At 40.2% G+C, this 14,352-nt stretch carries 16 protein-coding genes and 1 riboswitch; of the genes, 3 read left to right on the top strand and 13 right to left on the bottom strand.

The genetic code is table 11. The features are described from left to right. Nucleotides 1–343 precede the first annotated feature (343 nt). Nucleotides 344–1,174, bottom strand: coding sequence for a lipoate--protein ligase family protein (locus ACXAEY_RS07740; RefSeq protein ID WP_474811175.1), 831 nt, complete (start codon nt 1,172–1,174; stop codon nt 344–346). A 171-nt stretch (nt 1,175–1,345) separates the two neighbouring features. Between ACXAEY_RS07740 and ACXAEY_RS07735 the strand changes: the two genes are divergently transcribed. After that, complete coding sequence (locus tag ACXAEY_RS07735; RefSeq protein ID WP_270179247.1) at nt 1,346–1,720, top strand: rhodanese-like domain-containing protein; 375 nt, start codon at nt 1,346–1,348, stop codon at nt 1,718–1,720. Between the two features lie 31 nt (nt 1,721–1,751). Here ACXAEY_RS07735 and gcvPB read toward each other — a convergent pair whose 3' ends face one another. From gcvPB to gcvT, 3 genes are read right to left on the bottom strand one after another with little or no spacing between them, the layout of a single operon-like run. Further along, on the bottom strand, nt 1,752–3,215 hold the full coding sequence (gcvPB, locus tag ACXAEY_RS07730; protein WP_474811173.1) for an aminomethyl-transferring glycine dehydrogenase subunit GcvPB: 1,464 nt from the start codon (nt 3,213–3,215) through the stop codon (nt 1,752–1,754). After that, entirely contained in the window at nt 3,212–4,555 is a 1,344-nt protein-coding gene (gcvPA, locus tag ACXAEY_RS07725) for an aminomethyl-transferring glycine dehydrogenase subunit GcvPA (protein WP_270179249.1), read from the bottom strand. Before gcvPA ends, gcvPB begins: the two co-directional genes overlap by 4 nt. Before the next feature lie 26 nt (nt 4,556–4,581). Further along, complete coding sequence (gcvT, locus tag ACXAEY_RS07720) at nt 4,582–5,682, bottom strand: glycine cleavage system aminomethyltransferase GcvT (RefSeq protein WP_270180587.1); 1,101 nt, start codon at nt 5,680–5,682, stop codon at nt 4,582–4,584. Nucleotides 5,683–5,880: 198 nt separating this feature from the next. Then, a riboswitch (glycine riboswitch) is annotated at nt 5,881–5,970 on the bottom strand. A 209-nt stretch (nt 5,971–6,179) separates the two neighbouring features. Here gcvT and ACXAEY_RS07715 point away from each other — a divergent pair. Together ACXAEY_RS07715 and ACXAEY_RS07710 are read left to right on the top strand one after the other, a co-directional pair. Further along, on the top strand, nt 6,180–7,850 hold the full coding sequence (locus ACXAEY_RS07715; RefSeq protein WP_270179250.1) for a DEAD/DEAH box helicase: 1,671 nt from the start codon (nt 6,180–6,182) through the stop codon (nt 7,848–7,850). Beyond that, complete coding sequence (locus ACXAEY_RS07710; RefSeq protein ID WP_474811170.1) at nt 7,828–8,604, top strand: YqhG family protein; 777 nt, start codon at nt 7,828–7,830, stop codon at nt 8,602–8,604. Before ACXAEY_RS07715 ends, ACXAEY_RS07710 begins: the two co-directional genes overlap by 23 nt. A 29-nt stretch (nt 8,605–8,633) precedes the next feature. Here the strand turns inward: ACXAEY_RS07710 and ACXAEY_RS07705 are convergent, their stop codons facing one another. The 9 genes from ACXAEY_RS07705 to ACXAEY_RS07665 form a co-directional block, all read right to left on the bottom strand. After that, nucleotides 8,634–8,813 carry a YqzE family protein gene (locus ACXAEY_RS07705; RefSeq protein ID WP_474811168.1) on the bottom strand — a complete coding sequence of 60 codons (180 nt, stop codon included), beginning with the start codon at nt 8,811–8,813 and terminating at the stop codon, nt 8,634–8,636. Between the two features lie 55 nt (nt 8,814–8,868). Next, nucleotides 8,869–9,366: a shikimate kinase gene (locus ACXAEY_RS07700; RefSeq protein WP_474811166.1), complete on the bottom strand. Its 498-nt coding sequence runs from the start codon at nt 9,364–9,366 to the stop codon at nt 8,869–8,871. Beyond that, the gene (comGG, locus tag ACXAEY_RS07695) at nt 9,363–9,725 is read right to left on the bottom strand and encodes a competence type IV pilus minor pilin ComGG (protein ID WP_474811164.1); all 363 of its coding nucleotides are present in this window, start codon (nt 9,723–9,725) and stop codon (nt 9,363–9,365) included. Before comGG ends, ACXAEY_RS07700 begins: the two co-directional genes overlap by 4 nt. A gap of 13 nt (nt 9,726–9,738) precedes the next feature. Continuing rightward, a complete protein-coding gene (comGF, locus tag ACXAEY_RS07690) occupies nt 9,739–10,164 on the bottom strand; it encodes a competence type IV pilus minor pilin ComGF (protein ID WP_474811163.1) in 426 nt (141 codons plus the stop codon). A 284-nt stretch (nt 10,165–10,448) separates the two neighbouring features. Beyond that, nucleotides 10,449–10,901: a competence type IV pilus minor pilin ComGD gene (gene comGD, locus ACXAEY_RS07685; RefSeq protein ID WP_270179256.1), complete on the bottom strand. Its 453-nt coding sequence runs from the start codon at nt 10,899–10,901 to the stop codon at nt 10,449–10,451. Further along, the gene (gene comGC, locus ACXAEY_RS07680; RefSeq protein ID WP_474814758.1) at nt 10,885–11,208 is read right to left on the bottom strand and encodes a competence type IV pilus major pilin ComGC; all 324 of its coding nucleotides are present in this window, start codon (nt 11,206–11,208) and stop codon (nt 10,885–10,887) included. Before comGC ends, comGD begins: the two co-directional genes overlap by 17 nt. A gap of 17 nt (nt 11,209–11,225) precedes the next feature. After that, nucleotides 11,226–12,254: a competence type IV pilus assembly protein ComGB gene (comGB, locus tag ACXAEY_RS07675; RefSeq protein ID WP_474811161.1), complete on the bottom strand. Its 1,029-nt coding sequence runs from the start codon at nt 12,252–12,254 to the stop codon at nt 11,226–11,228. Beyond that, nucleotides 12,229–13,362: a competence type IV pilus ATPase ComGA gene (comGA, locus tag ACXAEY_RS07670; protein ID WP_474811150.1), complete on the bottom strand. Its 1,134-nt coding sequence runs from the start codon at nt 13,360–13,362 to the stop codon at nt 12,229–12,231. The genes comGB and comGA overlap by 26 nt, the downstream gene beginning before the upstream one ends. 42 nt (nt 13,363–13,404) lie before the next feature. Next, a complete protein-coding gene (locus ACXAEY_RS07665; protein ID WP_474811148.1) occupies nt 13,405–14,244 on the bottom strand; it encodes an alpha/beta fold hydrolase in 840 nt (279 codons plus the stop codon). Nucleotides 14,245–14,352 lie beyond the last annotated feature (108 nt).

The raw sequence follows: 14,352 nt of genomic DNA, 5'->3' as shown, positions 1-14,352 counted from the left end.
ACAACAGCGATGTAAAAACTCTTAAGTATCATCTGGATTAATAGTAGCACATGTCCATTCACGAGACAATCATTTTAAACTACATATAGTACTTTAATTTATTTATCAAACACTATATATAGTGATTCGCCATGATTCAACTAAATTTGTCAACTTTCAAATCGAGCGATTTTCATTGAAAACAATCGATTATGATAGCAGGACAGCTCATAACCCTATAAAAAGAGAAATTTCGTTAATTGCTTTTTTTACCATCGTGTTTTTAATAGTTATATGTACCTTTCTTTAGAATAGAACACTTGTTCTTATGAAGTCAATATGAAAAAGCATCCAGTTCGGATGCTCATTTTTTATAATTCCACTCATCGCTCATATAGCGCTCTTCAGCAAGGTTATTCACATAAGCTTCCTGCTCATCTGAGAGCTCATACGGCACGAGTTCAATTCCAAGACCTTCTTCGAATCCATTATAGAATGCCTGGATCGCATCATTTGTTGACACTGGTTCACTTCTTAATGCATTTATCGCTACTGCTTTCTTTCTAAAACCGCGTTGCATTCTTTCACGTATCCGCTCATTTTTAAATTTGAAACAATCGAATAGTTTGTCCTCATCAATATCTAGTAGGATAGAACCGTGCTGAAGAATAACACCCTTTTGCCTCGTCTGTGCACTCCCTGCGACCTTCCTCCCTTCAACGACTAGTTCATAATAAGAAGAGGAATCGAAGCAAACGCCAGACCTTGGCGAGCGGAGTTCAGCTTTCTCCTCTTCAGATTGTGGAATGGCAAAGTACGCATCTAGTCCTAACTCAACAAAGCCCAACCTCAGACCTTCAGAGATCACCCTATAGGCTTCAGTAACGGTTTTTGGCATGTTTGGATAATCTTCATTTACGATTACACTATATGTAACTTCTTTATCGTGCAGTACAGCACGTCCACCGGTAGGTCTTCTTACAAAACCCAGATTGTATCTTTCAACTGCTGTAAGGTCAATATCTCGATCTACTTGCTGGAAATAGCCAACTGATAGAGTAGCTGGGTCCCATCCATAAAACCGGATAACGGGAGGGATCAACCCTTCGCTATGCCATTTTAATAATGCTTCATCAAGTGCCATATTATAGGCAGGAGAACGATCTCCTGAATTAATAAATGCCCATTGCCTCATACAAATACTCCTTTATCTTTCCATATTTCCACCATACTCGTTTAGTTTAGCAAAGCTATAACGAGATAACCAATAAACTTTCCTCCTAATTTGCTATTTTCTTTTTGCGGAAAAACGAAAAGACGTGTAAACTTAGTATTGTCGATTTTAGTTGAAAGGGTGTACGGAATAATGGAATGGATTATCGCGTTACTAGTTGCAATCATTGTATATGTAGTCATTTCGAGATTTCTACAAAAAAAGAACTTGAAAACGCTAACCGAGGAAGAGTTTAGGGCAGGTTATCGAAAAGCCCAGTTAATCGATATTCGGGAACCAAAAGATTTCGAAAATGGTCATATCCTCGGTGCAAGAAATATTCCAGTTAGTCAGCTTAAGATGAGAATGAAAGAAATCCGTAAAGATCAACCTGTTTATATGTATGATCATAATGGAATCATCACTGCGCGTGCTGCAAGCATGCTTAAGAAAAACGGTATTCGTGATCTTTATCAATTAAAAGGCGGCTTCAAAAAATGGGGCGGCAAAGTTAAGAAGAAAAAGTAAAAAGCAGCTGCTTGTGTGCAGCTGCTTTTTGTTATGCTTTTTGGTAGCGCAAGATTGGTTTTCTTGCTGCAGTCGTTTCATCGAGCCTTTTGATTACTGTTGTATGTGGAGCTTCCTGGACGATTTCTGGATTCTCTTCTGCTTCTTTTGCAATTTGGAGGAGGCGATCACAGAATTCATCTAACGTTTCTTTCGATTCCGTTTCTGTTGGCTCAATCATCATACATTCTTCAACGTTGATTGGGAAATAGATCGTCGGAGGATGATAGCCAAAGTCTAGCAGCCTCTTCGCCATATCTAAGGTTCTAACCCCGAGTTTCTTTTGCTTCTTGCCTGAAATGACAAACTCATGCTTACAATGCTGAGTATAAGGGAGCACGAATGCATCCTGTAAGCGTCTCATCATATAATTAGCATTCAAAACAGCATTTTCTGACACTTGTTTTAATCCTTCAGGACCCATCGTACGAATATACGTATATGCGCGAACATTAATTCCGAAATTGCCGTAGTACGGTTTTACGCGTCCGATCGAATCAGGACGATCATAATCGAATCTGTACGCATCTTCTTCTTTTACTAAAACTGGCTTTGGAAGATAAGGAACTAAGTCTGCTTTAACTCCAACAGGGCCTGAACCAGGACCTCCACCTCCGTGAGGGCCAGTAAACGTCTTATGAAGGTTTAAATGAACCACATCGAAGCCCATATCTCCTGGACGAGCAGCTCCCATGATGGCATTCATGTTCGCACCATCATAATATAACTTCCCGCCGGCTGAATGAATAATCTGAGCCATTTCGATGATATCCTCTTCAAACAATCCAAGAGTATTAGGGTTTGTAAGCATCAAAGCTGCAGTATCCTCATCGACTACTCGCTTAAGGTCTTCAAGGTCTACAATACCTTTTTCATTTGATTTCACTGTAACAGCTTCAAATCCAGCAACTGTTGCTGAAGCTGGGTTGGTTCCATGAGCGGAGTCAGGAACGATTACCTTCGTACGATTAAAATCTCCGTTTGCTTCATGATACGCACGGATCATCATCAGACCAGTCCATTCCCCATGAGCACCTGCAGCTGGCTGTAGTGTCACCTCATCCATTCCTGTAACAGCTACCAAGTTTTGCTGGAGATTGTACATCATCTCAAGCGCACCTTGGACTGTGTCCTCCTCTTGAAGTGGATGAATGAACGCAAATCCTGGGTATCTTGCTACGTCTTCATTAATTTTTGGGTTGTACTTCATCGTACATGAACCAAGCGGATAAAAACCAGAATCCACACCGTGATTGCGTTTTGATAGTGCAGTGTAATGACGCATCAATTGAAGTTCAGATACTTCAGGGAGCTCTGGTTCATTTTGACGGTTAAATTCTTCAGGTAGCCACTCGTTTAAATCTAATTCAGGGACATCAAGCTCCGGAAGACTATAAGAAATTCGCCCAGGTTCACTAAGTTCAAATATTAATGATTGGTCTTGGTTCGTATTCATTGCGCTCCCCCCACTTCTTTTACAAACGTATCGATTTCTTCTTTTGTACGGTTTTCTGTAACCGCTACAAGCATATGGTTCTCGTATTCAGGATAATCACGTCCTAAGTCGTATCCGCCAATGATGCCTTTAGTCAGCAATTTTTTGTTCAATTCCTTAACAGAACCGTTCAGTTTCACAACAAACTCATTGAAGTAAACACCATCAAATACAGTAGCAACTCCTGCTTTTTCTAACTGTGTTTTTGCATAATGAGCTTTTTTGATATTTTGTTCTGCCATTTTTCGAACACCCTCTTTACCAAGAGCACTCATTGCTACAGATGAAGCTAGCGCGTTCAAAGCTTGATTGGAACAAATATTAGAAGTAGCTTTATCTCTGCGGATATGCTGTTCGCGCGCTTGTAACGTTAGTACAAATCCTCGCTGACCTTCTTCATCCTTTGTTTCACCTACCAAGCGTCCCGGCACTTTTCTCATCAATTTTTTCGTTACTGCGAAATACCCGCAGTGCGGTCCCCCAAATTGTGCAGGAATTCCAAATGGCTGACAGTCACCTACTACGATATCGGCACCTAATTCTCCTGGAGGCGTCAAACGCCCGAGCGCCAATGGATTACTTGATACCACGAACATCGATTTGTACTCGTGAACGATCTTTTCAAGTTCTGGAAGAGGTTCCAACTGGCCAAAGAAATTAGGATATTGAACCATCACACATGCCGTTTCATCATCCATTTCTTCTTTCAACTTTTCAAGGTCCGTTACTCCATTAACCGAATCTACTTCGACTACATGTAGATGCTGCCCTTTTGAATAAGTGTCGATAACAGCTCTAGCTTCTGGATGAACGGATTTTGATACGATGATCTTTTTCTTCTTTGTTTGTCCTGCACTCAATAATCCAGCTTCAGCAAGCGCAGTTGGACCATCATACATAGAAGAGTTCGCAACATCCATTCCAGTTAGTTCACAGATCATCGTTTGGAATTCGAAGATGGCCTGAAGTTCACCCTGTGAAATCTCAGGTTGATATGGCGTATATGCAGTATAAAATTCAGATCTCCTGATCACGTGATCTACCACGGAAGGGATCGCATGATCATAGACGCCAGCTCCTAGAAACGAGGCATTTTCAATCGTGTTCACATTTTTTGAAGCGAGCTTAGACATATAGCGGATCAGTTCTGGCTCATAAAGCTGCTTTTCTACTTGTAGATCTCCTTTAAATCGAACAGATTCAGGAATATCTGCAAATAATTCTTCTATTGAATTCACACCGATTGTTTCGAGCATCTCTTTTTTGTCTTGTTCCGTTGTAGGCAGATAGCGATGTTTCATGTATTCTCCTCCTCGTTGTTTCCCATTTATTTCTGTCTTTTATAAAATGGTGTTGAAACTACCTTTGCTTTTAACCGCTTCTTTCTTACTTCAACTTCTACTACCGTACCAAGTTCTGTATATTCTTTCTTCAATAATGCTAGTCCAACGTTCTTCTGTAGCGTAGGCGATTGAGTACCTGTTGTTACCTCTCCAATAAGCTCCTCACCAATATAAACCTTGTAATGCGTACGAGGAATACCTCGATCGATCATTTCTATACCTACTAGCTTACGCTCAAGACCATTCTCACGCTGTGAAACAAGAGCTTCTTTACCAATAAAGTCCTCTTCTTTCTTCGTCTTAACAGCAAATCCGATTCCAGCTTCTAATGGAGAAATATCCTTCGTTAATTCTTGACCATACAGGGCGAGCTTCGCTTCGAAACGAAGCGTATCTCTTGCTCCAAGCCCACAAGGTAAGATCCCTTCTGATTCTCCTTCTTTTAGGATTAGGTTCCATAGCTTAGGAGCATCTGCAGAAGCACAATAGATTTCGAAACCATCTTCTCCTGTATAACCCGTTCTCGAAACTAAAGACTTTACACCTGATAGATCGACTTCATCCCTAAATTTAAAGAATCCAATTTCACTTAAATCAGCCTCAGTCAAACGCTGTAAAATTTTCTCCGCTTCTGGTCCTTGAATCGCAAGCTGAGCCATCTCTTCGGATTTGTTTTCAAGTGAAACGTTTCCATCGACATGCTTGTTCAACCAGTCATAATCTTTTTCAATATTCGCTGCGTTCACGACTAATAAGTAATGAGTATCAGAAAACTTGTATACAAGGAGATCATCGACTGTTCCACCATCTTCATAACACATCGCTGTGTATTGAGCACCGTTTACTTTAAGCTTACTCACATCGTTGGTCATCATTTTCTGAAGGTAGCTTAATGCACCTTCACCTCTTACTTCGATTTCACCCATGTGAGAAACATCGAATAGTCCTGCTTTATTTCTTACAGCATGGTGCTCTTCTTTTATACTCGAGAATTGAACTGGCAGAGCCCATCCTCCAAAGTCAATCGTCTTCGCTCCCATAGCTTTATAGGTATCATATAACGGTGTTTTCAATAATGTTTCCATCATTACCCTCCTTGATTTTTACCTCAGTGCTTTCTTTCTACAAAAGAGAGACTTCATAAAACCATCTTACCAAGCACAAAAAAAGACAGAAAAACCCGCTGTTTGCAGCATAGTTTCTCTGTCCTGTTGACCTGAAAGTTTCTTCCCAAGATAAGGGAATTACATCTTTGGCGGCTAAAATAGCTCTCTCCAGAGGTGCGTCTAGCAAGAGTCTTTTTGCCTGAGAGATTCACATAATCGCTTGCTCCTTCGGCGCTGTCCTGCGACAGTCTCTCCTCTTGCTTTCATTCGCCAATTTTCAGTTTTAAGGTATTGGATGATACTGTTTGTTTCATACTAATAGTGCTTTCGATTTCAATCCTACCACTACCATTAATGCATTGGCAACAATATTTTTAAGAATAAGAGTATTATCACAAGTGGATAAATCACGAACAATAAGCAACCATTTCCTTTTAAGATTCGTGAATAACAATTATTAAGAGAGGGTTTTCATAATGAGGATGGAACTAGCCTTTAACGAGGAATGGAAATCTGATTTTCTAAAACACATAGAAGATGATGGCCCATGGACAAACTGGGAACTTTTTAAACTAGCGATAGAAGCAGAAAGACATACGACGATCCCCTCATTTACGGGATTACAGGCTCCAGCTCACCTTCCTCATTTGACGCCTCATCCATATCAACTTGAAGCCGCAAGAAGAGTAGTAGAAGACATGAACGGCAAAGCAATCCTTGCAGATGAGGTAGGGTTAGGAAAAACGATTGAAGCTGGACTCATCATCAAAGAATACATGATAAGAGGACTTGTAAAAAAAGTACTCATCCTCGTACCTGCGTCACTTGTCTCACAATGGGCGATGGAATTGAATCAAAAGTTTTACATACCTGCTGTCGTTCAAAGAAAAAGTTATGTTTGGGATCAATGCGATGTTGTTGTTTCCTCAATCGATACGGCAAAACGAGAACCACACCGTTCGATCGTCTATGAACAAGACTACGATATGGTAATTATCGATGAGGCTCACCGACTGAAGAATAGCCGTACTAAAAACTATGAATTTGTCCAACACCTACAAAAGAAATTCTGTCTTCTCCTTACAGCAACACCTGTTCAAAATCGGTTGGAGGAAGTTTTTAACCTCGTATCATTATTAAAACCAGGGCACCTTGGAAGCTATGAACATTTTGAGAAGGATTATAAGGGGAAAGAAAAAAGCATCGAGGACGAAGAACGCTTACGTACGTTGATCCAAAAGGTTATGGTTCGTAATAGAAGACAAGATACTGAGATGGACTGGCCAGAACGCATTGTAAAAACTGTACCGATCCACTTAAGCGATGAAGAAGAATCCCTATATAGAGCTGTGGAAAGTTTAAAACAACATCCAGTTGCAACAAGAAGCCAGTTTTCTATCATTACGTTGCTTCGTGAAATATGTTCTAGCCGTGAAGCGGCTTACATGACGCTTAAGAAGATGCTTGAAAAAGAGACGATAGAAGACAACACAGAGTCCATCATTTTAGAACTTATGAAGAAGATCGAAACGATTCCTTCAAACTCGAAAGCCGAAAAAGCGCTTGAAATCATTCAATCAATCGATGGGAAAGTAATCATCTTTACAGAGTATCGTGCTACTCAGCTCTATCTGCAGTGGTTTCTTCAACAGCATGGTATTTCATCTGTTCCGTTTCGAGGAGGGTTCAAGCGCAGCAAAAAAGACTGGATGAAAGAACTTTTTAAAAATCACGCCAAAGTATTGATTGCGACAGAAGCAGGTGGTGAAGGAATAAACCTACAGTTCTGCCAGCACATCATTAACTATGACCTTCCTTGGAACCCAATGAGAATCGAACAACGTATTGGGCGAATTCACCGATTGGGACAAGAAGGAGACGTTCATATTTATAATTTTGCTACGAAAAATACCGTCGAAGAACACATCCTTTCACTTCTTTATGAAAAGATCCAGTTATTTGAAAGCGTCATAGGACAATTGGATGAAATCCTGACCCGTTTGGGTATGCGTGATATCGAAAAACATATTTCTGATATCTTACTTCATTCTGAAAGTGAGGGTGAAATCCGCATTAAAATGGACAACATAAAAGAATTGATCAATTATCACAAGGAGGAAAGTGATGCAACAAGAAAATATTCATAACTATTTACGCTCATACTTTCTTGCGAACGATTGTCCAATCATACAAGAAAAACAAGGTGTCCTTTCTGTTCAACTGACGGTCGATTTAGACAAAGAATTGATGAACCGCCCTTTTTATTGGCATTATCTAGAAAAGACAGGTGGAACACCTAATCCAATGTCGTTAACGTTGATCACGAACCAGGATGAGGATGAGATTAAAGGAGAGTTCGTCCACTTCGGAGCACCAAGGCTTCATCAAATCTTTTCATCAACAAAAAAACTAGCATCGTTCATACGGCTTTATGAAAACATTCAATCGACGTCACAGCAGCACTCTCCTCTTCACCCATGGCTATGTTTGAACGTTAAAGTTTCTTATCGGTGTGATCGAAAAAAAGACCGTCTCCTGTCACTCGGTCTACACCTTGTTAGTGGAACAGTAGTAGATGATTTTCATGACAAACTTAATGAAAAGAACTTAACTCCAAAAATTCCTGACTACACGTTCACAATCAGTCCGATCATTAAACCAGCAAGCGGAATCGCACGGCTCGAGAAAGTTGTTGAAATGGTAATCGCCAAAGAAGATCATTCATGGTCTGAAGAGGCGAAAAAAAGGTGGGCTGCAGATCAGATACTACTCGATCAATTTTATGAAGATAATGTTGATGCTGAAAGCTATGCTGTTGAAAAAGAAGCATTACGAAAACAATATGAGCCAGTCATTACAGCGGAGGTTATTAACGGAGGTATCTTTTATCTTTCCCCATAATAAAAATGCTCGGACAATGGGTCCGAGCATTATTTCTTCCTTCTTATAAACATGCCGATCGCCATCGGAATAACGCCAAACCATCGAAATAGAAAAGGCTGCTTGGCCGCTTTTCGTTTCTCCCTCTGGTTTACTCTTTCTTCTTTTGGCTGATCTATATAAGAAACAACTTGCTGCGTCATAAATTTCACTAAATCATTCGAGGACATATCAGGATCACCCTTTACGTTATTCTAGCTTTAGGATGTCCACTTCTTGCTACATTTAACCGATTAAACGCTTTATTTGTTCAACGACTTCCTCTACTGTTAAGTTAGTTGTATCAATCGTTTCATGCGCATCTTCGTAAAATGAAATCCGCTCAGAAAAAATCTTTTCAATCTGCTCGCTTCGATTCTTAACATCGAGCAACGGTCTTGAAGAATCACCTTCAAGTCGTTTTACGATTTCGCGCGGTTCGCAGTGTAAATAGATCACCTTTCCATTTTGTTTCATAAGATTCCGATTTTCTTCTTTTAATATGATGCCACCACCCGTACTAACGATGACATTTTCTACTGGTAATTTTTTAAGGGTAGCTGTCTCATACTCTCTAAAGGCTTCCTCACCTTCATTTTCGAAGATCGAAGAAATCTCTTTCCCCGTTTTAGAAACGATCGTTTCATCTGTATCAACAAGAGGCATCGATAGTTCTTTTGCCAACTGATAAGCTACAGATGTTTTACCAGATCCCATGAACCCTGTTAAGTATACTGCTCTCATCCTAACTCGTCTCCCCACTTCAACACTTTGTTATTTAATCGATCATAGTAGAACGTTACAGATGTTTGCTGACCTGAAGCAGTTACGCCAGTCAAAATAATTTGTTGATCACTATCTGAGATCGAGGTAATTTTGGCAATCAACGTACCTTCTTTATAGGCAAAGCTTTTTTCTCCATAAATCGTTCCACTTTTTTGTATATATAAAATTGTATCTTTCATACCAAGAACTAGCAAGGCTACCTTGTTAAGGTGCAATTCCTTCTGTTCAACAAATGCTCGTTCACTTGCTGTAATCGTACTAAGGTGAAGCATGTATCCAATCAGTAGCGTGCTTACTAACATCATGGTTGCCGTCATGTATCCTCTCTCGTTAAGACGCTCCTCCCATTTGATAATACATTTCCTCCTTTTTAGATCCGTTAGAAAATTCGAAGGTAACGATAACACGCTGACCCTGCACTAAAACTTTTATCGTCTTCACTTTTTGTAGTACAACTTCGTGACCTGCTCCATTCACACGCCGCCTTATTACATTTCCGTACTGTTCATATAAAATGGTGTCTCCCATTGCGCTAGTAAGGGTGAGCTGCTTCCCATTCGTTACCACAGCGGTTGCTCCTCTAACCTCTCTTGATAGCAACGAATGAAAGAGCTGTTCTTCTTCAAGCTGATAATCCAAACCTGTTGGTCTTACAGATGCTACCATCAAGGATGGAAGTAGCCCAATCAAAACAAGTACTACCATAAGCGTGATCAATACTTCGATCAAAGTAAACCCTTTCTCGCTACGAACCATGAGGTAAACTCCGACAGACACCCTTACCGTTTTGCGACTTAACGCACAACCGATTATGCTCCAAATCAACCATATAAATTTCTGTTTCTTTTTCAATCATAGTAGGGGGCGGTAAATGTAGTAGAACATAGTCAGTCCAGACTCCATCCAAAATCATTAGACTCTCTACTCGTTGTGATGTAATGATGCGCTTCTCATATAGGAGGGTGTATAGAGGTAAGATACTTATGGAGAGTGTGGTCAGGATCGTCAAACCAACCAGCGCATCCATCAGTGTGTACCCATTATTTTTTCTCAATATAAAAACGACCCGCTCCAAGCTGAACGACAAGTTTATATTCCTCCTTGCCATCACTGATCAATAGTGTTCCTGCTTTTTGTATATTCCCACTCCCGACATAAATGATTTGATGTCCTAATGTGCCTTGATGAATTGTAATATTCTCTGGGAGTTTAACTGATTTCACTACGTTCGCTGCATTATTGATGATGGTATATGTGTGTGAGGATGGAGCGATAGACAAACGATGAGGTTTACCTGTGCTATACGCTAATTGCTGTGTATACCGTATATCAGATTGTAATTTTTCGAGGAATTGCCGTGTGGAAGAGGCTGTCTGAGTGGGTGTGATTTGCAAAATCACCATTCCAAGCAAAATAGAGAACACGGATAAAACGATCAAGATTTCGATTAATGTATAACCAGAACAAGACAGCTGATCACGATGTACTCTCAACAGATACAACCCCACTACCATCTATTGTAATCGCTTCTCCACTCGGACATACCGTTGCTCCTTCTTCTAAATAGCCCTCACTCGTTAACGTACTGATCGAAGTAGGCAAACTGTCGTTGTCAGCTTTATAGGCTGCAACTTGAGCCTTAACCACTTTGACTGTTGCATCACAGCTTTTTTCACCAACCACTTCGTTATTCTTCGTTAAACTTGGCACAGCAATTAATAATAGCATCGAAATGATCATGATCACGATCATCATTTCGATCAGTGTAAAACCCGCTTCGTTTTTTATAAGTATTCTCATCGACACATGTTCCTCTCCTAGATAGATTGCAAATAATAAAACATCGGTAATAATATCGACATAAACATCAGCATAACTACTACACCTACTCCAACAAAACTAATAGGCTGCAATACCAAAAATCCTTTTCTTACAAGCTCTTCAAACCTTTCCCCCATCACCTCCCCATAAAGTATTAACTCCTTGCCCAAATTACCGCTCGCTTGTCCATGCATGAAAATTTCTTTTACTTCTTGAATATAGAGGCTTTTACATTCGAACAAACCTTCTAGCTTCTCCCCTTTCAAAAGTGAAATCGAAATCCGGTGTGCTTCTTCTTGTAAAAGGATGAAGTGAGATTGTCTTCGTAGTAGCTCGAACGCAGCTGAAATTGATAATCCACTATTCAATAACAAACCTAGATGAAGAGTAAGATGATGAGTGATGTATATTGGAAGGAAGGTTTTTACGAATGGGAGCTTACAATACATTTGGATTTTTGCAACAGCAGACGACTGTCTTTGTTTCATGACGAAAAAAAGATAGCTTACGATCATCGTGCAAACTAATAAAGTTAAAAATAGTGGGGTTAGTTGGATAAGATACATGAAGAGACGCGAAACGATAGGAAGAGGAACATCGAGGGACTGGTAGAGAACGTTGAACTTCGGTAATAAGTAGTGGCCTACAATGAACAGCATAACAGCTGTCATCCAGAATAAGATGATGGGATATGCAAGGGTACTTCTCAGTCGCTTCTGCCATTCACTCCTCTTCTTCATCAATTCTCCTGAAGCAACAATGCCATTAGCGAAATCACGCTGTTCAGACATACACAGATAAGAGAGGATATCATCTGGAAATTGAAACTCGGATAGTACATCGTGGAATGCGTTTCCCTCTTTTAGACGAATGATCATCGTTTGGATGTTCTTCTTAATATGATCTTTTTGATAAATCGAATAAACTTCGAGGGCATTCCCTAATGTGTACCCTTCTCTTAGCATCTTACCTGTGCGACAAAGAAAATCAGCTTTCTGCTCAAGCCTCCATTTGGATCGATTCACGGTTCCATAACCCCAATTCTCTTTCAACAGTTTCTTTATCGATAAATCCGAGGGCATACGCTCTGAGAACATAATCCTTAATCGTCGTTTGACCTTGTATTGAAAGGAGCGTCGGATCATGAAGTGCTTTTTGGAGATGTAAACCGGCAAGTATTTCAACGACCGCGAGTTTTCGGTGCTTTCTTCTCTTTAAGCATTCAAGTGAACAAACTTCACAAAAAGGGCATTTAATAGCGACGAGTCTTTGTGTCACTACTCCTCTAAGGGTTTGTGCGATATAGCTAAGGGGGATGCCAAACTCAAGAAGGCGGGGGATGCACTCAAGCGTACTGCCTGTATGGAGGGTAGATACAACTAAGTGCCCTGTCATGCTTGCTCTTATCGCAAGCTGCGCTGTCTTCTCATCTCTAATTTCACCAACGACTAGTATGTCTGGATCATGTCGTAGTCCTGCTTTAAACCCCTCATAGAAAGACAGCCCTGCTTTTTCATTCACTTCCATTTGTATAAAGTCAGGGTTTCGTTTCTCAATAGGATCCTCGATCGTTAATACACGACGCTGCCGTTTTACACTGAGGGTTTGCAGAAGAGAATAAAGCGTAGTGGTTTTTCCAGAGCCTGTTGGACCAGTAATCATGAAAAGCCCACTATTGTAGCTGACAATTTGAAGGAGACGGTTTGCTATTGTAGGAAATAAGAAGAGTTCTTTAAAGGCATGTGTTTCATCTTGTGGGAGAATGCGGAGTACGAGACTTTCGTGATATGGCGTAGGGATTGTAGATAAACGAAGGTGAAAACGATGGGGATAAAGAACAATGTCCATCGCTCCGTTTTGTGGACGACGTTTCTCTCCAATATCCATTCCACTAAGGAATTTAAAATGTGATAACACCTTTTGACTTATTGAAGAAGAGAGCCACATTGCATCATAAAGCTTATTATCCACTCGAAATTGGATCAACGTTCCCTTTTCTTTAGGATGAAAATGAACGTCTGATGCTCCCACCTCCACTGCTTGTTTGATAATTTCTTGGCCTTTTGCTTCGATGTTCAGATAAAATACACCTTCTTCCGCTTCGATATGACGGCAGAAAACGACACTTTTCAAACCGTAAGAAGAAGTATTCGTTACCTGATTCTTTATTCCTTCTTACCTTTCAAGAAAATCTTGTATGACTTTTTGAAACTTTTTCCGCTCTTCAAGGAATGGATAATGATTACTTTCATGAAAAACAACGAACTCTGAGTTTTGAATACTGTCAGCCATTTCTTGTGAAAAAGGTAATGGACACTGCACATCATGCTTACCACATAGGATCATCGCAGGCGCGGTTATCTTCTTGAGCTGTCTCGTGACATCGAAGTGCATGATTTCTCTAGCAAAAAAATTCATCCTTACTGCCGAAAGCCCCTTATGTATTCCCTTAGAAAATAATTCTTCATACTGATCTGGGTTATAAAGAGAAAGTTTTGTACGATTCATTGAGATCGTTTGACGCTCATCTGGAGATAAGGCAGGATTTTTCAATTGTTCAATATAACGCTGCATGTCATCATATTCTGGATGTTCACGATGATAGATACAGTTTCTAGACGAAGAAGCATATTCACGTGCAGCTGCACCTGCAAGAATTAGTTTAGAAAGCCCTTCTGTAGCATAGATCCCATACACACAGCCTAGCATTCCTCCCGTTGAATGCCCTGCGAATGACCAGCTTTCGTAGCCTAGCTCTTTTCGGATCGATTCTAGATCAAATACTGTGTCGAGCATAAAATACTCATGAGGTTCATCCGCTGCAGAAGATTTTCCGGCACCTTTTAAGTTAACGAGATAAACAGTGTGATGATCTGTAAATGTATCTGCAAAATAATCCCCTGACGCATTAAATTCTGAATATAGGTGCGTCACACATATTGGAGAGCCACTCCCCTTTACAAACACTTCAAAATATCCTCTATCTGTCACAACGTTTTTAATTTCCCATTCCATTATTATTACCTCCCTCTACCATATTAGCTTCATCGTGGAGGTAAATAACCCTTCTCAATTCACAATTATGTAACAAACCAATAAAAAGCGATACGCGGAAAAACTTCC

This window comes from Anaerobacillus sp. ABA4_114 (genome assembly GCF_056159065.1).
The sequence above is the reverse complement of the archived record's forward strand: the minus strand, read 5'-3'. Positions and strand labels throughout refer to the sequence as shown.